This is a genomic window from Streptomyces sp. E2N166, assembly GCF_003671715.1.
GTDB classification, from domain to species: Bacteria; Actinomycetota; Actinomycetes; order Streptomycetales; family Streptomycetaceae; genus Streptomyces; species Streptomyces thinghirensis.
The window spans coordinates 263,582-284,800 of sequence record NZ_RAIF01000032.1; the positions used below are offsets into that span (position 1 = coordinate 263,582).

Annotated in this window: 21 protein-coding genes; 10 read left to right on the forward strand and 11 right to left on the reverse strand. The window is 74.2% G+C overall.

The features are described 5' to 3' along the window. Positions 1–828, reverse strand: an 828-nt coding sequence (locus tag EBH09_RS28245; RefSeq protein WP_193776577.1) for a glycoside hydrolase family 3 protein, incomplete at its 3' end; no start/stop codon positions are given. 446 nt (positions 829–1,274) lie between these two features. On the opposite strand from EBH09_RS28245, the gene EBH09_RS28250 reads away from it, so the two are divergent. Genes EBH09_RS28250 through EBH09_RS28270 form a run of 5 tightly spaced genes read left to right on the forward strand, consistent with a single transcriptional unit; the run spans position 1,275 to position 6,672 of the window. Then, a complete protein-coding gene (locus EBH09_RS28250; RefSeq protein ID WP_121749761.1) occupies positions 1,275–2,372 on the forward strand; it encodes a YbiU family protein in 1,098 nt (365 codons plus the stop codon). Continuing rightward, positions 2,354–3,679: a DUF6271 family protein gene (locus EBH09_RS28255; protein WP_121749762.1), complete on the forward strand. Its 1,326-nt coding sequence runs from the start codon at positions 2,354–2,356 to the stop codon at positions 3,677–3,679. Before EBH09_RS28250 ends, EBH09_RS28255 begins: the two co-directional genes overlap by 19 nt. A gap of 20 nt (positions 3,680–3,699) precedes the next feature. Beyond that, on the forward strand, positions 3,700–4,908 hold the full coding sequence (locus EBH09_RS28260) for a type III PLP-dependent enzyme (protein ID WP_121749763.1): 1,209 nt from the start codon (positions 3,700–3,702) through the stop codon (positions 4,906–4,908). After that, entirely contained in the window at positions 4,901–5,464 is a 564-nt protein-coding gene (locus EBH09_RS28265) for a GNAT family N-acetyltransferase (protein ID WP_121749764.1), read from the forward strand. Before EBH09_RS28260 ends, EBH09_RS28265 begins: the two co-directional genes overlap by 8 nt. Continuing rightward, a complete protein-coding gene (locus tag EBH09_RS28270) occupies positions 5,464–6,672 on the forward strand; it encodes an MFS transporter (RefSeq protein WP_193776579.1) in 1,209 nt (402 codons plus the stop codon). Before EBH09_RS28265 ends, EBH09_RS28270 begins: the two co-directional genes overlap by 1 nt. Positions 6,673–6,690: 18 nt before the next feature. Here EBH09_RS28270 and EBH09_RS28275 read toward each other — a convergent pair whose 3' ends face one another. Further along, complete coding sequence (locus EBH09_RS28275) at positions 6,691–7,509, reverse strand: rhomboid family intramembrane serine protease (RefSeq protein ID WP_121749765.1); 819 nt, start codon at positions 7,507–7,509, stop codon at positions 6,691–6,693. Positions 7,510–7,643: 134 nt separating this feature from the next. Here EBH09_RS28275 and EBH09_RS28280 point away from each other — a divergent pair, with 134 nt between their 5' ends. Beyond that, a complete protein-coding gene (locus tag EBH09_RS28280) occupies positions 7,644–8,009 on the forward strand; it encodes a hypothetical protein (protein ID WP_121749766.1) in 366 nt (121 codons plus the stop codon). 128 nt (positions 8,010–8,137) lie between these two features. On the opposite strand, the gene EBH09_RS28285 is transcribed toward EBH09_RS28280, so the two are convergent. Both EBH09_RS28285 and EBH09_RS28290 read right to left on the reverse strand, forming a co-directional pair. Continuing rightward, positions 8,138–9,547, reverse strand: a complete 1,410-nt coding sequence (locus EBH09_RS28285) for an FAD-dependent oxidoreductase (protein WP_121749767.1) — start codon at positions 9,545–9,547, stop codon at positions 8,138–8,140. 33 nt (positions 9,548–9,580) lie between these two features. Further along, positions 9,581–10,552 carry a DUF4349 domain-containing protein gene (locus EBH09_RS28290; RefSeq protein WP_121749768.1) on the reverse strand — a complete coding sequence of 324 codons (972 nt, stop codon included), beginning with the start codon at positions 10,550–10,552 and terminating at the stop codon, positions 9,581–9,583. Positions 10,553–10,739: 187 nt separating this feature from the next. Between EBH09_RS28290 and hemG the strand changes: the two genes are divergently transcribed. Next, positions 10,740–12,218 carry a protoporphyrinogen oxidase gene (hemG, locus tag EBH09_RS28295; protein ID WP_121749769.1) on the forward strand — a complete coding sequence of 493 codons (1,479 nt, stop codon included), beginning with the start codon at positions 10,740–10,742 and terminating at the stop codon, positions 12,216–12,218. Between the two features lie 4 nt (positions 12,219–12,222). Beyond that, positions 12,223–12,954 (forward strand): hydrogen peroxide-dependent heme synthase, encoded by a 732-nt coding sequence (gene hemQ / locus EBH09_RS28300; RefSeq protein WP_121749770.1) that lies wholly within the window; start codon positions 12,223–12,225, stop codon positions 12,952–12,954. On the opposite strand, the gene EBH09_RS28305 is transcribed toward hemQ, so the two are convergent. The 5 genes from EBH09_RS28305 to EBH09_RS28325 all read right to left on the reverse strand — a co-directional run bounded on the left by EBH09_RS28305 (position 12,955) and on the right by EBH09_RS28325 (position 18,461). After that, positions 12,955–14,577: an alpha/beta hydrolase gene (locus EBH09_RS28305; RefSeq protein WP_193776580.1), complete on the reverse strand. Its 1,623-nt coding sequence runs from the start codon at positions 14,575–14,577 to the stop codon at positions 12,955–12,957. A 116-nt stretch (positions 14,578–14,693) separates the two neighbouring features. Continuing rightward, positions 14,694–15,491 (reverse strand): TIGR04222 domain-containing membrane protein, encoded by a 798-nt coding sequence (locus tag EBH09_RS28310; RefSeq protein WP_121749772.1) that lies wholly within the window; start codon positions 15,489–15,491, stop codon positions 14,694–14,696. A 117-nt stretch (positions 15,492–15,608) separates the two neighbouring features. Then, a complete protein-coding gene (locus tag EBH09_RS28315; protein WP_238697461.1) occupies positions 15,609–16,988 on the reverse strand; it encodes a DUF692 domain-containing protein in 1,380 nt (459 codons plus the stop codon). Between the two features lie 115 nt (positions 16,989–17,103). Then, the gene (locus tag EBH09_RS28320; protein ID WP_121749774.1) at positions 17,104–17,676 is read right to left on the reverse strand and encodes a GNAT family N-acetyltransferase; all 573 of its coding nucleotides are present in this window, start codon (positions 17,674–17,676) and stop codon (positions 17,104–17,106) included. A gap of 65 nt (positions 17,677–17,741) precedes the next feature. Next, a complete protein-coding gene (locus EBH09_RS28325) occupies positions 17,742–18,461 on the reverse strand; it encodes a peptidyl-tRNA hydrolase (protein ID WP_121751044.1) in 720 nt (239 codons plus the stop codon). Between the two features lie 44 nt (positions 18,462–18,505). Here EBH09_RS28325 and EBH09_RS28330 point away from each other — a divergent pair, with 44 nt between their 5' ends. Together EBH09_RS28330 and EBH09_RS28335 are read left to right on the forward strand one after the other, a co-directional pair. Then, positions 18,506–19,363: an ATP-binding cassette domain-containing protein gene (locus EBH09_RS28330; RefSeq protein WP_121749775.1), complete on the forward strand. Its 858-nt coding sequence runs from the start codon at positions 18,506–18,508 to the stop codon at positions 19,361–19,363. After that, the gene (locus EBH09_RS28335; protein ID WP_121749776.1) at positions 19,360–20,031 is read left to right on the forward strand and encodes an ABC transporter; all 672 of its coding nucleotides are present in this window, start codon (positions 19,360–19,362) and stop codon (positions 20,029–20,031) included. Before EBH09_RS28330 ends, EBH09_RS28335 begins: the two co-directional genes overlap by 4 nt. Here the strand turns inward: EBH09_RS28335 and EBH09_RS28340 are convergent. Both EBH09_RS28340 and EBH09_RS28345 read right to left on the reverse strand, forming a co-directional pair. Further along, positions 20,023–20,256, reverse strand: a complete 234-nt coding sequence (locus EBH09_RS28340; RefSeq protein ID WP_121749777.1) for a hypothetical protein — start codon at positions 20,254–20,256, stop codon at positions 20,023–20,025. The genes EBH09_RS28335 and EBH09_RS28340 overlap by 9 nt on opposite strands. An 18-nt stretch (positions 20,257–20,274) precedes the next feature. After that, positions 20,275–21,132 carry a polysaccharide deacetylase family protein gene (locus tag EBH09_RS28345; RefSeq protein WP_121749778.1) on the reverse strand — a complete coding sequence of 286 codons (858 nt, stop codon included), beginning with the start codon at positions 21,130–21,132 and terminating at the stop codon, positions 20,275–20,277. Positions 21,133–21,219 lie beyond the last annotated feature (87 nt).

Sequence of the window (21,219 nt, forward strand, 5' to 3'; positions counted from 1 at the left end):
GGCGCCGTCGATGCCGTGCCGGGCCGTGACGGCGCCCATCTCGATGGCGTCGCTGACGATCAGGCCGTCGAAGCCCAGCTCGTCGCGGAGCAGGCCCTGAAGGACGCGGCGGCTGAGCGTGGCGGGCAGGTCGGGGTCGTAGGCCGGTACCAGCAGGTGGCCGCTCATGACCGCGCGGACGCCCGCGGCCACGGCGGCCCGGAACGGAGGCAGGGCCTGGGCGGCGATCTCGTCCCGCCCGGCGCCGTAGGCCGGCAGGGCGTGGTGGGAGTCGACGGCGACGTCCCCGTGCCCGGGGAAGTGCTTGGCGCAGGCGGCGACGCCGGACGACTGGAGTCCCCGGATCCACGCGGCGGTGTGCCGGGACACCACGTCGGGGTCGGCACCGAAGGAACGTACGCCGATGATCGGGTTGTCGGGGTTGGAGTTGACGTCCGCGCTCGGCGCGTAGTCGAGGCTCACCCCGGCGGAGCGCAGCTGCCGGCCCAGGTCGGCGGCGACGGCCTCGGTCAGCTCCGTGTCGTCGACGGTGCCCAGGGCGAAGTTGCCGGGCCGGGTCGACCCGGTCGCGGACTCGATGCGGGTGACGTCGCCCGCCTCCTCGTCGATGGCGACGATCAACTGCGGGTTCTCAGCGCGCAGTCGGGCGGTGAGCCGGGCGACCTGCTCGACGGAGACGATATTGCGGGAGAAGAGCACGACGGAGCCCAGTCCGTCCCCGATGGCGCGCAGGACCCAGTCGGGTGCCTCGGTGCCCACGAAGCCCGGTTGCAGGACGGAGAGCGCGAGCCGGCGCAACTCGCCGCCGCTGTGCTTGCTGGAGGCCATCGATCGCGCCTTTCAGGTGGTGGCTCTTGGTATGGACCAAGTGGGGGCGCGCTCAGGTTAACCACGTGTGTCAAGAGGGGCGTTGTCGAACTCGGAAGTAACAACTGGGCTCGTGAAAACGGGTGTTGACACCTTTCCTTGGTCTAGTCCATTGTGAGACGCAAGTTCGGCGAGGGGCGCATGGGATGCCCCGTTCGCACGCCGGACGACTTCCGCTTCCGTGACGACCACCCCGGACGAGACGACCACTTTCGGACGGGGGCGCGGACCGGGCGATCCCCTGGCCAGGGAGACCCGTCCCACCGAGCCGCCCCCGTCGCCCCGCTCCGCCCGCGAGCGCGAGCGGCCCTCAGCTGCCCCCACCGACCTCATGTGCGACGGCCCGACCTCCGTCGCGCACACCGCCGTTGCCCGCACGAGGCGACGGCGAGGATCTGGAGCACCACATGGCGACGCCCGATTCCTACCTCCACCGAGCCCCGTCGGACCTCCCCTACTTCAGCGCGGACGCCGACACCTACCTGGCCCGCACCCAGCTGCGCGACCTGCGCAAGACACGTCCGCTGCGGGTGCTGTCCGAGGAGGACTTCGCCCACTGGCAGACCTACGGACACGTAGTGGTGAAGGAGGCGATACCCGCCGCCTCCGCCCACCGACTGCTCGACTTCGCCTGGGAGTTCCAGGGACTCGACCCCGACCGCCCCGACACCTGGTACCAGGACCGTCCCTACCGCTCCGACCTCGACCGGGAACTGCACATCTACGGCTTCGTCGAGGCGTACCACCACCAGCTCATCTGGGACAGCCGCCAGACCCAGCGCGTCTACGACGCCTTCGTCGACGTCTGGGACTGCGAGGAGCTGTGGGTCACCCTCGACCGGCTCAACCTCAACCCGCCCAACACCGGCAACCGCGACCGCGCCCTCATCGACAAGCCGGACCGCGGGTTCGACATCGAACTGCACTGGGACGTCGACACCTCCCTCGGCGTCCTGCCCCAGCGGGTCCAGGGCATCATCGCCCTCAACGACACCAAGCCGGACCACGGCGGCTTCCAGTGCTGCCCCGACCTGTTCCGGCACTTCGACCGCTGGAAGGCCCTCCAGCCCGACGACCGCGACCCGATCCGCCCCGCGATCGACCGCGAGGACATGCCCGTCGTACGGCCCGACCTGGAAGCCGGCGACCTGCTCATCTGGAACGGTCTGCTGGCCCACGGCGTGGCCCCCAACGTCTCCGGCGAGGGCGTGCGCGCCGTCCAGTACCTGTCGATGATGCCCGCGCTGGAGTCCCACCGGACGCTGCGCGACTCCCGCGTCGACTCCTGGCGCACCCTCGCCACCCCCGACTGGAACGCCACGCTCCTCGGCGACGCCCACCGGCACGAGTCCGAGCGCTACGGACCCGCCGAGCTGAACGAACTCGGCGCCAGGCTGCTCGGCCTGAAGTCCTGGCACGCGGACACCGACGCCGTCAGCACCGAGGCGACGGAACAGGCGACCGACGAGGCCACCGGGGATGCCGCATGCGCAGCGTCTGCCTGACCCTTCCCACCAACCGGCCCTGTCCGGACACCATCGCCGCGCTCGGTGAGGAAGCGGCCTACGCCGCCGACCACTTCGACATCGATGTCCACCTGCTGGTCCTCGACTCCTGCCCGCCCCCGGTCCACGCCGCCCACGCCGAGGCCGTACGGCGCCTGCCCGCGCACCCCCGGATCACGCCGCACCACCTCGACGAGGCCGCCCAGCGCGACTTCCTGGAACGGGTGACGGCGCAATCCGGCAGTGCCAAGCCCGACCTGCTCCTCGACCTGATGCTCCCGGACGGCCTCTCCTACGGCGCCTGCACCAACCGCGCCTTCCTGATCGCGGCGGCGCTCGGCTGCGAGTCCGTCCACCGCAGGGACTCGGACAGCCGGTACCAGAGCGTGGACGGCCGTACGGTCTTCCCCGTCCACCACGAGCTGCTGTCGATCGGCAGACGTGCCGCGGACGCCGTTCCCGTCGTCACCGAGTCGACCCTGCCGGCGGCCCTGGCGGACCGGCGGGTCGCCATGGTCGGCAGCTCCTTCGTGGGTGAACTCTCCGTGGACATCGCGGAGATCCGCGACGCCGACCCCGGCGTCTACCACGACGTGGTCTCCCTCTGGGCGCCCGGACACTGGTCCGCCGAGCAGAAACGGGAGCTGGTCGAGGAGTCCTTCCGGGGCGCGGGCACCGCCCCCTTCGCGGCCGACCACTCGCTGCTGACGCTGGTCGACCCCATGCGGGTGGACATGTGCAACATCGCCTTCCACGGCGACAGCGTCAGCGAGCGGGTGCCGTTGCCGCCCGCCCGGGACACCATCGGCAGCGACTACTTCCTCATCCACCTCGTGCACGACGCCGGTCTGCCCGGAGTGCTGCACAACCGGAACATCGTCAACTACCACACGGGCGAACGCAGGACCGGACCGGGCTTCCTCGCCTACCAGACCCGCTTCGCCAAGTTCCTCCTGTCGATGCTCCACTTCCACTACGTCTACGACCGCATGGCCGAGGCGGGCGACACACTGCTGGACCGGCACGGCCGGCCCCGCCCCGCCGCCGTCGCCGCCCTGGCCCGCCGGAGCACCGGCCTGGACCCGGCGGAGAACGTCCGCCGGCTCGACACCCTCGACACCGCCTACCGGCGCCTGGGCGGCCGGTACACCGACTTCGCCGATCTCCTGGCCACCCGGCGCGCGCGCCTCCTCGACGAGGCGCGCGGCGACATGGCGGACTTCGCGCTGCTGACGGAGGCGTGGGAGGGCCTGGTCGGCGCGGCCAAGGCCACGCCTCTCGCGCTCCCGTCCGGGGGGACGGGGTGAGCGCCGCGATGAGCACGGGGATGAGAGCGGAGACGAGAGCGGATCTCAGCGAGCCCCTGGCCGCCGCCCTCGCCGCCGCGACCGACGACCGGATCGTCTACGACCTCGCCGGCATCGAGCGGCGCTACGACAGCCTGTGCCGCGAACTGCCCGGCGTGCACGTGCGGTTCGCCATGAAGGCCTGCCCGCTCGACGAGGTCCTCGGCGCCCTGGCACGCAGGGGCGCCGGAGTCGACGCGGCGAGCCCCGGCGAGGTGGAACAGGCACTGCGGGCCGGGGTGCCGGCCGCGCGCGTGCATTACGGCAACACCGTCAAGTCCGACCGGAACATCACCGACGCCCACCGGCTCGGCATCCGCACCTTCGCGACCGACAGCCTCCAGGACGTGGCCGCCCTGGCCGGCCGCGCCCCGGGCGCCCGCGTCTTCTGCCGGGTGGCGACCGGCGGAGCGGGCGCCGTATGGGGGCTGAGCCACAAGTTCGGATGCTCACCCGGCGACGCCGTCCACGTCATGGAGCGGGCCCGGGACGCGGGGCTGGTCCCGGCGGGACTGTCCGTGCACGTCGGCTCGCAGCAGATGACGGGCGAGGCGTGGCACACCGCCCTGGAGGACCTGGGCGACACCCTGCGCGCCCTGGGCCGGCGCGGCATCCGCGTCGACCACGTCAATCTCGGCGGGGGCCTGCCCGCGCTCGGCTACCGCGACCGCCGCGGCACGCCCCTCGACCCACCGCTGGACAAGATCTTCGCGGTGATCCGGGAGGGGACGGACGAACTGCGCCGGATCCACGGCGCCCCCCTGGACCTCGTCATCGAACCCGGACGGCACCTGGTCGCCGACCACGGGGCGATCCGCGCGCACGTCGCCCGGCTCACCCGGCGCCGCGGGGCGGACGGCGAGCGGCAGTACTGGCTGTACCTGAGCTGCGGCAAGTTCAACGGCCTGTACGAGATGGACGCCTTGCAGTACCGGCTGGTCTTCCCGGGCCACACCGACGGCCCGCGGGTCCCGGCCGTCGTCGCCGGCCCCACCTGCGACAGCGACGACGCCTACTCCCACGAGGAGGCACTCGTCCCGGTACCCGAGGCGCTGACCTCGGGCGACCCGGTCTGGGTGCTGTCCAGCGGCGCCTACGCGACCAGCTACACGACCCTGGGCTTCAACGGCTTCGCCCCGCTCCCGTACGCCTGGGCGGGCCGCCCGGACGGGGGCGCCGCCGATGGATGACACCGTGCGCGTACGCCGGATCGCCGACGGGGACTGGGACGCCGTCGTGGCGCTGGAACGGGACGCCTACAGCGGACTCGGCCTGTCGGAGGGCCGGGCGGCGCTGCAGTCCCGGGCGGCGGCGTCACCGGGCACGTGCTTCGTCGTGGACGTCGGCCTCCGCACGGCCGGCTACGTGCTGGCCCTGCCCTACCCGCTCCACCGCTACCCGGACCTGGAAAGGGCGGAGGAGACCGCGACCGCCTCCCCGCCCGGGAACCTCCATCTGCACGACATCGTCGTGGCGCCCGGCCTGCGCCGCAGAGGGCTGGCGCGGCACCTCCTGCGCCACCTCACCGGCACCGCCCGCACACGCGGGGACGAGCGGATCTCCCTGGTCGCCGTCGGCGGCACCGAGCGGTTCTGGTCGGCGCGCGGCTTCGTACCGCAACCCGGGGTGGTGGCCACCGGCGACTACGGCGCGGACGCCGTCTACATGTCCAGGCCGGTACCGGCCGTGCCCCTGCCCTCCTCCCCGCCCGCGTCCCCGGCCCCGTCCCTGCGCGAAGTGAGCTGATGCGCGTGTCCCGTCTCCACGACCCCTTTCTCCGCGGCCAGTTGGCGATCGCCGCGCTGTTCCTGTCCCTCGGCTTCCAGTACGCCACCTGGGCCGCCCGGATTCCGGCCGTCAAGTCCGACCTGGGCCTGACCGCGGCCGAGGTGGGGGTGCTCCTGATGGCCGCGGGGGTCGGCGCGGCGGTGTCCTTCCCGGTGGTGGCGTGGCTGATGCGACGCCTGGGATCGCGGCGGCTCGCCCTCCTCTCCCAGTTGGGTCTGGCCCTGCTGCTGCTCGCCCTGGCGGCGGCCCCGAACTACCCGGCGGCCCTGCTGGTGATGTGCGTCGACGGCGTCCTCGTGGGCTGCCTGAACGTGTCCATGAACGCGCAGGGCGCGGCCCTTGAGACACGGCACGAGCGCAACACCATGGCGAAGCTGCACGCCACGTTCAGCGCCGGATCGCTGCTCGCGGCGCTGCTCGCCTCCGGCATGACCGCCGCGACCGGGTCGGTCGGAGCGCACTTCGGCGTGGCCGCCGCCCTCCTCGCGGTACTGGGCGTGTCCGCGCGGACGGGCCTGCTCGACGACGGGGCACGCGCCGATCCCACCGCTCCCGCCGAGCGGACGGAGAAGCAGCCGCGCCGCCGCCGCTGGACCGTCCCCTCCCGCCCGACCCTGTGGATGTGCTGTGCCATGGTCTTCGGCACGGTCGCCGAAGGCGCCATGAACGACTGGTCCGCCCTCTACCTGAAGGACGTCGCCGAGGCGTCGGCGGAGCTCGCCCCCCTGGGCATCGCCGTCGTCTCGGGAATGATGGTCGTCGCCCGCCTCTTCGCCGACGGCTGGCGGGCCCGCTGGGGAGACGGCCGGGTCGTCCTCCTGGGCAGCGCGGTGGCCGGTGCCGGGCTTGCCGTCGCCCTGGTCAGCGGCGGCGTCGCACCCGCCCTCGCCGGCTTCGCGTGCATGGGTCTGGGTATCGCGGCCGTGACTCCCTGCGTCTACGCCGCCGCCGCGCGGCAGGGCTCGGACGCGCTGACCCTGGTCGCCGCCATGGGAACCACCGGCCTGCTGGCCGGCCCGCCCCTCATCGGGTTCATCGCGGGCGCGAGCAACCTGGCCTGGGGCATGGGCGCCGTCGCCGCGTCGGCGGTCGCCGTGTCGCTGTGCAGCACCCGCATCCGCTGGACCCCGGAGCCCGTGGCCACGGAAGAGCCCTCCCGCGCCTGACCGCGAAACCGACGGGGGTCACCACCCCGGCCGCGCCCGCCGCCCGAACAGCAGTCCGCGCGGTTCGGGCGGGGGCGGGGTGCCGCGTCGCAGCGGCCAGGCGATCACCATGCCGACGACGAAACCGACGACATGGGCCACATACGCCACGGTGCCCGCGTCGGAGACGGCCCCGCCGGACGAGTAGACCGCCTGGAGCCCGAACCAGAAACCCAGCACGATCCAGGCCGGCAGGCGCAGCGGCAGGAAGACGAGGAAGGGGACGAGGACCCAGACGCGGGCTTTCGGATACAGCGCCAGATAGGCGCCGAGCACCCCGGCGATCGCGCCCGACGCGCCGATCAGCGGGGCGCCCGAGCCGGAGTTGAGGAGGGCGAAGCCGTAGGTCGCCGCGTAGCCGCAGACGCCGTAGAAGAGCAGGTAGCGCACGTGGCCCAGCCGGTCCTCGACGTTGTTGCCGAAGATCCAGAGGAAGAGCGTGTTGCCCAGCAGGTGCAGCCAGCCGCCGTGCAGGAACATCGCCGTCAGGACGCTCAGCTCGGGGGACTTGTCGTAGTCCGGCGGCCCGATCACGCAGCCCGGCCCCTGCGGGCCCACCCCGGTGTCACCCGTCGGCACCAGCCCCGGCAACCGGTGGTGGAGCAACTCCTGCGGCACCGCCGCGTACTGGTCGAGGAAGGCCTCCAGGCGGCACAACTGGGCGAGACTGCCCTCGCCCGTCACGGAACCGGCCGTACCGGGGGTGAACAGGAAGACCAGGACGTTCGCGAGGAGCAGGGCGTACGTCACCCAGGGCGTACGGCGCGCGGGGTTCACGTCATGGACGGGGATGACCACGAGACACTACTGCCCGCCTGCCGGACGGTGAATCGGTACGTCCCCTGAACGCCCGCGTCCGTGTCTGCGTATGTCCTCTCAACCGCCCGCGGCCCGGGGAAGGCGGGACGCGGGGACGACGTGAGGAACAGGCGATGAACGAACGGGTCACACCGGCTCCGGCGATGCACGCCCTGCCCGACGGCGAGGCCGAGGTCGCCCTCGTCCTGCGCCTGCCGTGGGAGGACGTCGCCCGGCTCGGTCAGGAGGCCGGGCGGCTGGCCGCGCAGATGCAGCGGCCGGTGACACTCGACGAGGCGGTGAGCCACCGGCTGCGCTCCGCGCGGGGCGCGGCGCACGCCAAGCCGGCCGGTGAGCAGCCGCCCGCGGTGAGCGCTCCGGGGCCGGCGGCCACCACCCCGGCACGCGTGACCACCCCGGCGTCGGTGTCGTCCCTGCCGGCGCGGCCCCCCGCCGAGCAGGCACGGCAGGCCATCGACCGGATCAACGGCACGGCGTGACGGGCGGCGTGGCGGCCTTCCGAGGCCCGGGGCCTGCTCGGGCCGGGGGGCTGCTCAGGACGGGGGCTGCTCAGGACCGGGGCCGAGCAGCCCGGGGCCCCCGGGGCCTGCTCGGGCCGGGGACCTGCTCACGCCTGCCGCTCCACCGCCCGCGCCGCCTTCCGGGCCGCCACCAGTACCGGGTCCCACACCGGTGAGAAGGGCGGCGCGTAGCCCAGGTCCAGGGCCGTCATCCGCTCCACCGTCATCCCGGCCGTGAGGGCCACCGCCGCGATGTCGACCCGTTTGCCCGCGCCCTCGCGGCCGACGATCTGGACGCCGAGCAGCCGCCCGGTGCGCTGCTCGGCGAGCATCTTCACCGTCATGGGGGAGGCGCCCGGGTAGTAGCCGGCGCGGCTGGTGGACTCGATGGTGACCGTCACGAACCGCAGCCCCGCCCGCAGCGCGTCCTTCTCGCGCAGTCCGGTCCGCGCGATCTCCAGGTCGCAGACCTTGCTGACCGCGGTGCCGACCACACCCGGGAAGGTGGCGTAGCCGCCGCCCGCGTTGGTGCCGATGACCTGGCCGTGCTTGTTGGCGTGGGTGCCGAGCGGGATGTGCCGCTCCTGCCCGGAGACCAGGTCGAGCACCTCCACGCAGTCGCCGCCCGCCCAGATGTTCTCGTGCCCGCGCACCCGCATGGCCAGGTCGGTCAGCAGCCCGCCGTGAGCGCCCAGCGGCAGCCCGGCGGCCTCGGCGAGCCCGGTCTCGGGCCGTACGCCGATGCCGAGGACCACCACGTCCGCCGGGAACTCGGCGTCCTCGGTGGCCACCGCGCGCACCCGGCCGTCGTCCCCGGTGAGCACCTTGGTGACCTCGGCGCCGTTCACCATGGTGATGCCGAGACCCTCCATGGCCTCGTGCACCATGCGGCCCATGTCCGGGTCGAGCGTGGACATCGGCTCCCGGCCGCGGTTGACGACGGTCACCTCGTAGCCGCGGTTGATGAGCGCCTCGGCCATCTCCACGCCGATGTACCCGGCGCCGACGACCACCGCGCGACGGCCGCGCGTGTGCGCCAGCGTGTCGAGCAGCGCCTGCCCGTCGTCCAGCGTCTGCACCCCGTGCACGCCGGGCGCGTCGACGCCCGGCAGCTCCGGACGGATCGGGCGGGCACCGGTCCCGATCACGAGCTTGTCGTACGACGTCCAGGACTCCGCCCCCGAATCGACGTCACGCGCGCGCACCCGCCCGCCGGCGACGTCGATCTCCGTGACCTCGGTGCGCATCCGCAGGTCGATGTCGCGCGCGCGGTGCTCCTCGGGCGTCCGGGCGATCAGCTGGTCCCGGTCGGTCACGTCACCGCCGACCCAGTACGGGATGCCGCACGCGGAGAACGAAGTGAAGTGGCCGCGTTCGAACGCCACGATCTCCAGCTCGTCCGGTCCCTTGAGCCGCCGTGCCTGTGACGCCGCGGACATCCCCGCGGCGTCACCGCCGACCACGACCAGCCGTTCCCTCGCCCGTCCAGTACCACTCGTGCCACTCGCAGCGCTCATTCCCATGCGAACACGCTACGGGGACGGGGCATTTCAGTCCTGCCCACCGGGCTCCTCACCGCGTGCCGCCACCGGTGCCGGGCGGCGCGGCAGCCGGGGCCGTATCAGCCGCAGCCAAAGCAGCGCCAGCAGCGCCGCCACCGCGGCGAACGGCAGCACCGCGCCGAGCGCCACCGCCAGCCAGCGCAGCATCGTCACGAACGCGTCCCAGCCGCCCGCCAGCGCGTCCGTGAACCCGGGGTCGTCGTCCTCCGCCGCCCGCTCCACCGGCGTCTCGGACAGCGAGAGGGTGATGGTGGCCAGGCTCGTGCGGTCCTTCAGGGCCGCCTGCCGGGCGAGCAGCGCCTCCAGCTCCGCCTGGCGGGTGCTCAGCTCGCCCTCCAGCGTCACCACGTCGCTCAGCTTCGTCGCCCGGTCCATCAGCTCGCGGACGCGGGCCACGCTGGCGCGCTGCGACTTGACGCGGCTGTCCACGTCCACGACCTGGTCGGTGACGTCCTCCGCCTTCGCGCCGCGTTCGAGGAGTTCCCCGGCGCCTTCCAGCTCGTCGAGCACCTCCTCGTAGCGTTCCACGGGCACCCGCAGTACGACCTCGGTCCGCTCGTGACCCTCCGCGTCCCGGGTGGTGGTCTCGTCACCGACGTAGCCGCCGGCGTTCTCGGTCGCGGTGCGGGCCGCGTCGAGGGCCTTGGGTGCGTCCTCGACCCGCACGGTCAGGGAGGCGGTGCGGATGATGTGGGCCGGGGCGAGCTTCGGCGGCGCGGTCGCCTTGGCGCCGTCGGCCTCGCCGCCCGCGGCACCGGCCCGGTCCCCGGCCGCCGGGCCGTCCGCCCGCGAGTCCCCCCGGGCCGCGGCCTCCTTGGCGCCGCCTCCCGAGTCGGAGCCGCCGCTCGACCCGGTGCATCCGGTGAGGGCGAGGGCCGCGGCCAGCAGCAGGCCCGCCAGGGCGCGGGCGGGCGGCGCGGAACGTCGTGCCGATCGTGGTGCCGATCGTGGTGCGTGCATGGCGGGTACCCCCGAGGGTCGTGACGGCTGACGCTCCTTCGACGTGGAGAGGGGCACGGACGTTGACGCGGAACGGTTCCGAAGAGGTCACGGTCTCGACTCGCGGGACCTCTTCCGAGCCTGTGGCACGACCGCCGGGTCACCCGCCCCGGCGCCTGGTGTCGGTGCCGTCTGAGACGCTGGGGGCATGTGCGCAAGCGAGAGCCCCGCGGGCGAGTTCCCCGCGGACACGGGGCACGTCGTCGTCATCGGAGCCGGAATCGCCGGACTGGCCGCCGCCCACCGGCTGCTGGAGCGCGGCGCACGGGTGACCGTGCTGGAGGCCTCCGACCGCGTCGGCGGCAAGCTGCTGCCCGGCGAGATCGCCGGAGTCCGCGTCGACCTCGGCGCCGAGTCGATGCTGGCCCGCCGCCCCGAGGCCGTCGGCCTCGCCCGCGAGGTCGGTCTCGCCGACCGCCTCCAGCCACCGTCCACCGCGTCGGCCTCCCTGTGGACCCGCGGCGCCCTGCGTCCCATGCCCAAGGGCCACGTCATGGGCGTCCCCGGCACCGCCGCCGCCCTGGCCGACGTCCTCTCCGAGGAGGGCCTCGCCCGCGTCGAGCGCGACGCCGAACTGCCCCGCACCGAGGTCGGCGACGACGTGGCCGTGGGGGAGTACGTGGCGGCGCGCCTCGGCCGCGAGGTCGTCGACCGCCTCGTCGAACCCCTCCTGGGCGGCGTCTACGCGGGCGACGCCTACCGCATCTCCCTGCGCTCGGCCGTCCCCCAGCTCTTCGAGGCCGCCCGCACCCACGCCTCCCTCACCGAGGCGGTGCGCGCCCTCCAGGGCCGGACGGCCACCTCCCCCGCGAGCGGGCCCGTCTTCATGGGCATCGAGGGCGGCATCGGCACCCTCCCGCTCGCGGTCGCGGATTCGGTGCGCGCGCGGGGCGGCGAGATCGTCACCCACGCGCCGGTGACGGAGCTGCGCCGCAACGCGCCCGACGGCTGGCGGATCGTCGCCGGCGGCCGGGTGCTGCACGCCGGCGCGGTCGTCGTCGCCGTCCCCGCCCGACCCGCCGCCGAGCTGCTGCGTGCCGAGGCGCCCGCCGCCGCGGCCGAGCTGTCCGCGGTGGAGTACGCCTCGATGGCCCTGATCTCCCTCGCCTACCGCCGCTCCGACACGGCCGCGCTTCCCGAGGGCAGCGGTTTCCTCGTGCCGCCGGTCGACGGGCGCACCATCAAGGCGTCCACCTTCGCCTCCCGCAAGTGGGGCTGGATCGCCGACGAGGACCCGGACCTGGTCGTCCTGCGCACCTCCGTCGGCCGGTACGGCGAGACCGGGATCCTCGGCCGCGACGACGCCGGCCTGGTCGCCGTCTCCCGGCACGACCTCGGGGAGGCCACGGGCCTCACCGCCGAGCCCGTCGCCACCCGCGTCACCCGCTGGCAGGACGGCCTGCCCCAGTACCCCGTCGGCCACCACGCGCGCGTGGCCCGCGTCCGCGAACACGTCGCGAAGCTCCCGGGCCTCGCGGTGTGCGGCGCGGCGTACGACGGCGTCGGCATCCCGGCGAGCATCGCGAGCGCGTACGCGGCCGTGGACCAGCTCCGGGGTGACCCGCGCGGTGTGGAGCAGCTCACCGCCCACCCGGTGCAGAGCCTGCACGGCGGAGCGGGAGAATAGGGTCATGAGTGACGACGCCTCCACCCCCGCTGCCGACCGGATCCCCAACAAGGGCAAGCTGGCCAAGGACCTCAACGAGGTCATCCGCTACACGCTCTGGTCCGTCTTCAAGCTCAAGGACGTGCTGCCCGAGGACCGCGCCGGCTACGCCGACGAGGTCCAGGAGCTGTTCGACCAGCTCGCCGCCAAGGACGTGACGATCCGCGGCACGTACGACGTGTCCGGTCTGCGCGCCGACGCCGACCTCATGATCTGGTGGCACGCCGAGACCGCCGACCAGCTCCAGGACGCGTACAACCTCTTCCGCCGTACCAAGCTGGGCCGCGCGCTGGAGCCGGTCTGGTCGAACATGGCGCTGCACCGCCCCGCCGAGTTCAACCGCGCGCACATCCCCGCCTTCCTGGCGGACGAGACGCCCCGTAACTACATCAGCGTCTACCCGTTCGTGCGCTCCTACGACTGGTACCTGCTGCCCGACGAGGACCGCCGCCGCATGCTCGCCGACCACGGCAAGATGGCCCGCGGCTACCCGGACGTGCGAGCCAACACGGTCGCCTCCTTCTCGCTGGGCGACTACGAGTGGATCCTCGCCTTCGAGGCGGACGAGCTGTACCGCATCGTCGACCTCATGCGCCACCTGCGCGCCTCCGAGGCCCGCATGCACGTCCGCGAGGAGGTCCCGTTCTACACGGGGCGCCGCAAGGACATCGCGGAGCTGGTGGCCGGGCTCGCCTGATCAGGGCGCCGGTGCCGCGGCTGTCCCGGCCTGCGGCTCGGCCGCCGGCCTCGGTTCCGGTTCCGGACGCGGGGCGCACGACGTGTCCCGCGCCGGGAGGCTGCCGTCCAGCAGGTACGCCTCCCAGTGGCCGTTGACGCAGGCGTTCGGGCCGCCGGCGATGCCGTGCGTCCCCGCGTCCCGCTCGGTCACCAGTACCGAGCCCGGCAGCCGCCGGTGCAGCTCCAGCGCGCCGTCGTACGGAGTGGCCGCGTCCCGCTCGGCGGCCAGCAGCAGCGTCGGCGGCAGCTCACCCGGCCCCGTGCGCACGTCGAGGGGGCGCCGCCGGGGCGCCTGCCAGTAGGCGCACGGCAGGTTCGTCCACACGTTGTCCCACGTCTCGAACGGCGCCCGGCGCGCCAGCCGCGTATTGTCCCGGTCCCAGACCTCGAAGTCGGTCGGCCAGGACGCGTCGTTGCACTCGACGGCCGTGTACACGGCGTTGGAGTTCTCCGCCCCGGCCGCCCCTTCCTCGGTCCGCGTCCCCGCCTGGTCGATCAGCGGCTGCGGATCGCCCTTTAGGTACGCCGACAGCGCCTCGGCGCGGTGCGGCCAGTAGTCGTCGTAGTACCCGGCCTTCAGGAACGCCCCTTGCAACTGCGCGGGACCCACCGTCCCGCCCGCGGGCTCCGCCGCGAGCCGTGCGCTCGCCTCCTCGTAGCTGTTCTGCACCTCGCGCGGCGTGGTGCCGAGCCCGTACGCGGCGTCGTGCTCGGCGGTCCACTCCTTGAAATCCGTCCAGCGGTCCTCGAAGGCCGCCGACTGGTCCAGGTTGTTGCGGTACCAGACCTGCTCCGGGTCCGGGTTCACCACCGAGTCGAACACCATCCGCCGCACGCGCGACGGGAACATCTCGGCGTACAGCGCCCCCAGGTAGGTGCCGTACGAAGCGCCCATGAACGTGAGCCGCTCCTCGCCCAGCGCGGCCCGTACGACCTCCAGGTCACGGGCGTTGTTGAGGGAGTGGTAGTGCCGCAGCTCGTCCCCGTGCTGCTCGGCGCAGCCGCGCGCGTAGGCCTCGGCCTCGGCGGCACGCTCCTTCTTGTACGCGTCCGAGGGCTGCGTGGGCGCCGGCCGCGGGCCCTTGAAGAACTCCCCGGGGTCCTGGCAGGACAGCGGCGCGGAGGGCGCGACCCCGCGCGGGGCGTACCCGACGAGGTCGTACGCCGCCGCGATCCGCTTCCACTGGGGGACCATGCCGACCAGCGGGAAGTACAGCCCCGAGGCTCCCGGACCGCCCGGGTTGTAGAGCAGCGCCCCCTGCCCGGGCACCTTGCGCTTGCTGTTGCCGGGGTCCTTGTGCGTGGCCCGCACCCGGCTGACGGTGAGCCGGATCCGCTTCCCGTCGGGACGCGCGTAGTCCAGGGGCACGACGACCGTGCCGCAGCGCATGCCGGCCGGCAGGTCCTCCGCCTCCGGGCAGCTGCCGAACTCGACTCCGGCCGCCGCCGCGCGCTCGGCGGCCACGGCGGTGCCGCGCGCCTCGGCGTCCCCGGGCCCGCCCGGCGTCTCCTCCGCCGGCGCGGCCGCGAGGGTGGTCAGCAGCAAGGACCCGGCGGCCGAGTAGAGGGCGGCAGCTCGCATCGCGTATCCCTTCGGTGCACGGTGTGACACAAGGGATGTTTGGTGCGGCGGCCGGGGCAGGGCAAGCACCGTCCGCGGGTGTCGGCGCCGAGTGCCTCCGTACGCCCCCCGGCGGGTCAGGCCCGGCGCTCCCAGTAGTCCTCGACGGCGTACTCCTTGCGGTGGGCGAAGGCCGCGCGCAGGTCCGGTTCGCCGATCGCGTGGACGCCCCGTACGGCGACCGAGGTGAGGTACGTACGGTCGTCCGCCGAGCCGTCGGCATGCCGGACGAGGGCGCCGACCAGCCGCTGGCCGGCCGGGGAGGCCCAGTGCGAGTACGGGTGGACCTCCATCCGCGTGATGGCGAGGCACCCCAGGGTCAGGGTGAGCGGCAGCGCGAACCACAGGGCGATCAGGAGGCGCGGCTGGTCGGCGGGCAGCGGCAGCGCGAGGGCGGCGGCGCCCAGCGCGCACACGGTCACCGCGGCGACCCGCACCCGTCGGACCCCGGCGGCGACACCGCGGGCGCCGTCCGGCACGGCGAGGCCCGCGCCGACCAGCCGGTCGGCCAGGCTCCGCACCGGGTCCGCGGTGGCCGCGGTGGCCCGTACCGGCGCTATCCGGGACTGCCCCCCGGGCCCTATCGCCCCTATGACCGACCGTTCCATCTCGTCCCGCCCGCGCGGGTCCACGACGGTCGCCCAGCCGGTGTGCGCGAGCAGCAGCCGGCGCTGGCGCGCCATGGAGACCAGCGTCAGGTCGGCGACCCTGCGCGGGCCGCCGGACAGGAACGCCGCCTCGTACAGCGTCAGCGCGTGCTCCCGGCCGACGGCGTGGGCGTCGACGGCCGCCGCGCGTACGGCGGCGAGACACAGCCGCAGGCACGCCAGACCGGCGACGGCCCAGGCCGGCAGGAGGAGAAGGACCCAGAACATGCCGTACTTCTATGCCAAAGGCTTTCGCCGGCGCCATGCCCTGTTCACATTTCGGGACGCAGTGTTGTGGGTATGTGACGTTCCGTTTGGTGATGTCCCGACGAAGCCGCCACCCGGTCACCGGCGCAGCAGAACACGCCTGGTCGCACGGGCCCACCGCACCCCGGGGCGCTCCGAGCGTGGCACCGGCCCCGACCGCTCCAGCCACCACTCCCGCAACTCGATCCGCACAGCGGCGTCCAGCGGACGGCCGTTCCGCATCAGGTGCCCGACGAAGTCGAGGGCGTCCCGCCGGTAGCCACCGCTCATCGGACACTTCTGCGCATAGGCGAGGAAGGACGGCCGGTACCCCGCGCCGAGGATCACCGGCAGCTCGGGCGCGACCTTCGCGACCACGTCCGCCCGCTTCCCGGCGAGCGCGCGCGCCTGCACCCCCAGCCGCACCCGGTCGAACCCCTCGGGCACGGGCGTCCCGGCGACCAGCGCGGACAACAGCGCGGCCTGCGCGAGGGCGAGCCGCTGCCGTACGGCGTCACCGGCGCCGCCCCCGTCACGCGCGGCTCGCGACGCCGCCGCCCCGCCTCCGGCGGGCGCCGTACCCGCCGCCTGCCGCGCCGAAGCGGCGGGCACCGTACCCGCTGCCGCCCGTCCCCTCTCCACGGCGCCGCGGATCGCCTCCACCTCCGCCGCCAGCTCCTCGCCCTCGGGGAAGTCCTCGTCACGCTCCAGCAGCACGCCCGGCGGCGCCACGCGCGAGGCCAGGTCGGTCAGGATGTCCAGCACCGGCTGCGGAACGGGGTGGGCGTGGCTGTCGTGCCAGACGCCGTCCCGCTGGAAGCCGCCCGCGACATGGACGTACGCGATGGCCTCCAGGGGCAGTTCGCCGAGCGCCTCGGCCGGGTCCGCACCGAGATTGACGTGGTTGGTGTGCAGGTTCGCCACGTCGATCAGCAGCCGCACCCCGGTCCGGTCGGCCAGCTCGTACAGGAACTGTCCCTCCGTCAGCTCCTCGTCCGGCCAGGAGACGAGCGCGGCGATGTTCTCCACGGCGAGCGGCACGGGCAGCGCGTCCTGCGCGATGCGCACGTTCTCGCAGAGCACGTCGAGGGCGTCGCGGGTGCGCGGCACGGGCAGCAGGTGCCCCGCCTCCAGGGGCGGGGAGGCGGTCAGCGGCCCGCCCGCCCGGACGAACGCGATGTGTTCGGTGACCAGCGGCGACCCCAGCACCTCCGCCCGCTCGGCCAGCGCCGCCAGCCGTCCCGCGTCCGGCCGCTCGGCACCGCCGAGCCCGAGCGAGACCCCGTGCGGCACGACGGTCACCCCGCGCTCGCGCAACCGCAGCAGCGAGTCGGGCAGATGCCCGGGACAGAGGTTCTCGGCCACGGCCTCGACCCAGTCGATGCCGGGCATCCGCTCGACGACGTCCGCGATCTCCGGACGCCATCCGATGCCCGTTCCCAGTCGCGCCGTACGCGCCGTACCCGTCATTCGCTCCATGGTTCGTCCCCCTCCTGCGAACATGACGGGGATATCGCCTGCCCGGCCCGGCCCGAACCCCGGGCCGGGCATGTTCAGAGCAACATCTGAGGTTCGCGGGCGGCGCGCCGGACCGTCAGCGCAGGTCGAGCCGCATCAGCACCCGGGGATGACCGGCCAGCACCGACGTGGTGTCGGCGGCGTGGACGAACCCCGCGCGCTCGAAGTTCCTCCGGAGCCCGGCGTACGCCATGGTCAGGTCGACCCTGGCGTCCCCGTTGTCGAGGGGATACGCCTCGATCGCCGGTGCGCCCTGGGAGCGGGCGAAGTCGACCGCCCCGGCGATCAGGGAGTGCGAGATCCCCTTCTTCCGGTGACCGGGCCGTACGCGGACGCACCACAACGACCAGACCGGCAGATCGTCCACGTGCGGGATCTTGCGGTTGCGGGCGAAGGAGGTGTCCGCACGTGGCGCCACCGCGGCCCAGCCGACCGGCTCGTCACCGTCGTAGGCGAGCACCCCCGGAGGGGGACCCGTACGGCACAGCTCGGCGACGTGGGCCCCTCGGGCCGGGCCGCGCAGCTCGTTGTTGACCTTGGAAGGGACGCGGTAGCTCAGGCACCAGCAGACGTTGGACGTCGGCGACTTCGGACCGAGCAGGGTTCGGACGTCCTCGAAGACCGAGGCCGGGCGAACGTCGATGGTCATGGCACCACGATGTCACGGCGCGCAGGCCGCCGCCCTTGTTCCGCCGACCTCGACGGGCCGGCCGGCTACCGCAGCGCCGGATGGTCCGCCACCACCGTGCACGACCCCGGTGCGATCTCCGTGTACCCGGCGTCGCGGACCACCGGCAGGCCGCTCGTCGTGAGGCCGCGCCAGCGGGCGGGGTCCGCCGTGCGTACCGCCAGCGGGAAGCCCGCGTCGCGCCACGCCGCCCGCTCGCCGTCCGACAGCTCCCACCACGCGAGCTGCGCGCCGTGCCCGGCCTGGGCCATCGCCTTGCCGGCCGACATGTCCAGGCCGGGGCTCATCCAGAGCACCGGCGCGGCGAGGTCGGCGTCGACCGGCGGCTCCGGGTCGTCGAGGTCGGTGCCGGAGACCTGGAGCCGGGCCAGGTCCTTGGGCCAGCCGTCCAGCGGGACCGGCGGGAAGACCCGCACCTGGGCCGTCTTGCCGGTGACCGTGATGCCCGGCAGCGCCTCTGCCCGCCGCCACTCGGCGCCCCGCGCCCGCCGCACGACCTTGCGGATGCGCGCGTCCTGCCAGTCCCGCATCGCCCGCGCCCACTCGCCGTCACCGGTCGACCGCTCGTCGCCGAGCATCAGCAGCACCGCCCGGGCCGCGGTCTCCAACGCGTCAGTGCGGGGCGGCGGCGCCGTCCGCTCGATACGTACGACCAGGGGCAGCACGAACTGCGGCGCGAGGTCGCGGTCGCCGGGCTCGGGGCGGAAGGGACTGTCGGGGACGGGAGTCGTCGGCTCGTTGCTCACGCCCACCAGTCTGCCAAGTCCGGGGCGCGCGAGAGGATGGCCCCATGCAACGCGAGTTACGGCTGGACGGCGTCGGCCGTCGGTACGGTCCGCGCGGACCCTGGATACTGCGCGGTGTCGACCTGAGCGTGCCGCCCGGCACCCTCGTCCGTGTCGAGGGCGCCAACGGCACCGGCAAGTCGACCCTGCTGCGCCTGCTCGCCGGGATCGACGCCCCCACCGAGGGCCGGGTCACCGGACGTCCGCGCACGGCCTACGTCCCCGAACGCTTCCCGCCCGCCCTGCCCTTCACCGCCGCCGCCTACCTCACCCACCTCGGCGCCGTGCACGGGCTCTCCCGCCGGGCGGCGGCGCGTGCGGCCGGGCAGTGGCTGGAGCGGTTGGGGGCCGCCGGGTACGCCTCCACGCCGCTGGCCCGGCTGTCCAAGGGGAGCAGCCAGAAGGTGGCCGTTGCGCAGGCCCTGCTCGCGGAGCCGGAGCTGCTCGTGCTCGACGAGGCCTGGACCGGGCTGGACACCGACGCCCGGGCCCAGTTGGAACGGGCGGTCGCCGAGCGCACGGCTTCCGGCGGTGCCGTCGTCTTCGTCGACCACGACCCGCGCCGCCTGGCCGGCGCGCCCGACGCCGCGTACACCGTGCGCGACGGCACCCTGCACCGCCGTACCGAACACGCCGGGGCCCCGGCCGGGCCGCGCGTCGCGGTGCGGGTGCGGGGGGCGGCCGGCGCCGGCCTGCCCGCCGACGTGGTGCGGATCGCCGCCTCCGTCGAGGAGAGCGGCCCCGGTCGCTACGACCTCACCGTCCCCGCCTCCCACTCCGACGTGCTGCTGCGCACGCTGCTGACCGCCCGGCCGCCGTGGCACGTGGTGAGCGTGCACGCCCAGGAGGGCCGCCCGCGATGACCGCCCTGCTCCGCTACCAGGCCGCCCTGCTGCTGCGCTCCCAGCGCTGGCTGCCGCCCGTCATCCTGTACGCCGCCGTCCTCGGCATCGGCGTGCAGGGCGGGCAGCCGGTGCTCGACTCGCTGGGCTGGGCGGCGGCAGTGCTGCTGCCCGTCGCGGCCTGGCTGGTGCGGATCTGCGTCGCCGGCGAGCCGCCCGCCGCCAGGGGATGTGTGTCGGCGGCGCGCGGACCCGCGCGTGCCCACCTGGCCTGTCTGCTGGTGGCGCTCGCCGCCGCGGTCGTACTGGGTGCGGCGGCCACCGTCGTCGTGACGCTGATCAGCGACCCGGTGAGCACGGACCACGGCACGCGCGTGCCCCCGCTCGCGGCGGGCGGCGCCGGACTGCTCGCCGCGCTGGTGTGCGCCCTGCTCGGCACCGCCGTCGGCGCGCTGACCGCCTGGCCGCTGCTGCGCTCGCCCGGCCGCGCGGTCCCGGCACTGCTGCTCGCGGCCCTCCTGGCGCTGGTGGCGACCGGGTCCCCGGCCCGGGCGGCGGTCGACGGTCTGGTCACCGGCTCGCGGTCGGGGGCCGTCCCGCTGCCCCTGTTCCCGCTGGCCGTGGCGGCCCTGGTCACCGCGGCCGCGGCCGCCGCGGCCTGTACGCTCAGCTCGCGCCGATCAGCCTGAGCAGGCCGTGCGCTGGGCCTCCTGCCACTCGCAGACCGGGCAGAAGGTGACGCCCTTGTACGACTCGGGGTACTCCGTCGGCTCCCGGCACAGCACGCTCCCCCACTCTCGGCTGCGCTCGAGCGGGGGGACCCCCATCGCGTACGGCGGGCCGTCGGCCTTGGGCGGCCGGGTCGCGTCGATCAGACAGTAGTCGTCGGGACCGGTGTCCTCGTCGCTGCTCATCTCTCCAGGGTAGGCCCGTCAGGCGCGGCCGTTCGCGGCGCCGATCAGCTCCGATACCTTCACGAAGCGGTAGCCCTGACGGCGCAGCTCGGGCACGACCTGCCGCACCGCCTGTTCGGTCACCGGGGCGGCACTGCGGGTGCAGTGCATGACGACGACCGACCCCGGCCGCACCCCGTCCAGCACCTGCCGGGCCACCGCGTCGGCGTCCGTCGCGAAAGCGTCGCCGCTCACCACGTCCCACTGGACGGCGGTGACGCCGGTGGCGGCCAGTTCCCCGAGGGCCGCCCTGTCGTAACAGCCGCCGGGGAAACGGAAGTACGGCATCGCGTTCCGCACCCCGGCCTCGCGGAACGCCGCGTACGCCCGCTCCACGTCCGAGCGCATCCGCTCCTTGGACACGTGCGGCAGGCCGTAGCAGTCGTCGGTGTAGGCGTGGTGGCTGTAGGAGTGGTTCGCGATCTCGAACCGCGGGTCCCGGCCGATGGACCGGGCCTCGTCCGGGTACTCCTCGGCCCACCGGCCGGTCATGAACACCGTGGCGGGCACCTTCAGCTCCCGCAGGGTCGCGATCAGCCGCGGATTGTCGAACCGTTCGCCCGCCGCCGCACGCGGCCCCTGGTCGGCGGTCATGTCGGCGTCGAAGGTGAGGGCGACCGTCTTGCCGTCCGCGCGCGGCCCGTGCTCGAAGACGGGGGTCAGTCCCGCGGGGCCGGGGGCGAGCGTCGGAGGCCGGGACGGGGCCGGCTTCGTCGGTGCGGCGGAGGACGCGGTCGGCGCCGGGCGGGGGGCCTGCGGGGCCTCGCCCCTCCCGCAGGCGGCGAGAGCGGCGCCCAGGACGGCCAGGGCGGTTGCGCGTCGTACGAGAATGATCACCGTACGAACGTATGAGTGTGCTGTTCTGTATGTACGACTATGGGGGGTGACGTGCCCGAGGGGTCACCCTCTCGGGTCAGGACGCCT

What these genes read in the sequence shown, in the direction of transcription:
- EBH09_RS28310 (WP_121749772.1), bottom strand. Translation starts at nt 15,491, where the DNA reads ATGTTCTGGGTCCTTCTCCTCCTGCCGGCCTGGGCCGTCGCCGGTCTG.
- EBH09_RS28285 (WP_121749767.1), bottom strand. Translation starts at nt 9,547, where the DNA reads ATGAGCGCTGCGAGTGGCACGAGTGGTACTGGACGGGCGAGGGAACGG.
- EBH09_RS28255 (WP_121749762.1), top strand. Translation starts at nt 2,354, where the DNA reads ATGCGCAGCGTCTGCCTGACCCTTCCCACCAACCGGCCCTGTCCGGAC.
- EBH09_RS28330 (WP_121749775.1), top strand. Translation starts at nt 18,506, where the DNA reads ATGCAACGCGAGTTACGGCTGGACGGCGTCGGCCGTCGGTACGGTCCG.
- hemG (WP_121749769.1), top strand. Translation starts at nt 10,740, where the DNA reads ATGTGCGCAAGCGAGAGCCCCGCGGGCGAGTTCCCCGCGGACACGGGG.
- EBH09_RS28290 (WP_121749768.1), bottom strand. Translation starts at nt 10,552, where the DNA reads ATGCACGCACCACGATCGGCACCACGATCGGCACGACGTTCCGCGCCG.
- EBH09_RS28305 (WP_193776580.1), bottom strand. Translation starts at nt 14,577, where the DNA reads ATGCGAGCTGCCGCCCTCTACTCGGCCGCCGGGTCCTTGCTGCTGACC.
- EBH09_RS28280 (WP_121749766.1), top strand. Translation starts at nt 7,644, where the DNA reads ATGAACGAACGGGTCACACCGGCTCCGGCGATGCACGCCCTGCCCGAC.
- EBH09_RS28320 (WP_121749774.1), bottom strand. Translation starts at nt 17,676, where the DNA reads ATGACCATCGACGTTCGCCCGGCCTCGGTCTTCGAGGACGTCCGAACC.
- EBH09_RS28340 (WP_121749777.1), bottom strand. Translation starts at nt 20,256, where the DNA reads ATGAGCAGCGACGAGGACACCGGTCCCGACGACTACTGTCTGATCGAC.
- EBH09_RS28315 (WP_238697461.1), bottom strand. Translation starts at nt 16,988, where the DNA reads ATGGAGCGAATGACGGGTACGGCGCGTACGGCGCGACTGGGAACGGGC.
- EBH09_RS28270 (WP_193776579.1), top strand. Translation starts at nt 5,464, where the DNA reads ATGCGCGTGTCCCGTCTCCACGACCCCTTTCTCCGCGGCCAGTTGGCG.
- hemQ (WP_121749770.1), top strand. Translation starts at nt 12,223, where the DNA reads ATGAGTGACGACGCCTCCACCCCCGCTGCCGACCGGATCCCCAACAAG.
- EBH09_RS28250 (WP_121749761.1), top strand. Translation starts at nt 1,275, where the DNA reads ATGGCGACGCCCGATTCCTACCTCCACCGAGCCCCGTCGGACCTCCCC.
- EBH09_RS28335 (WP_121749776.1), top strand. Translation starts at nt 19,360, where the DNA reads ATGACCGCCCTGCTCCGCTACCAGGCCGCCCTGCTGCTGCGCTCCCAG.
- EBH09_RS28260 (WP_121749763.1), top strand. Translation starts at nt 3,700, where the DNA reads ATGAGAGCGGAGACGAGAGCGGATCTCAGCGAGCCCCTGGCCGCCGCC.
- EBH09_RS28265 (WP_121749764.1), top strand. Translation starts at nt 4,901, where the DNA reads ATGGATGACACCGTGCGCGTACGCCGGATCGCCGACGGGGACTGGGAC.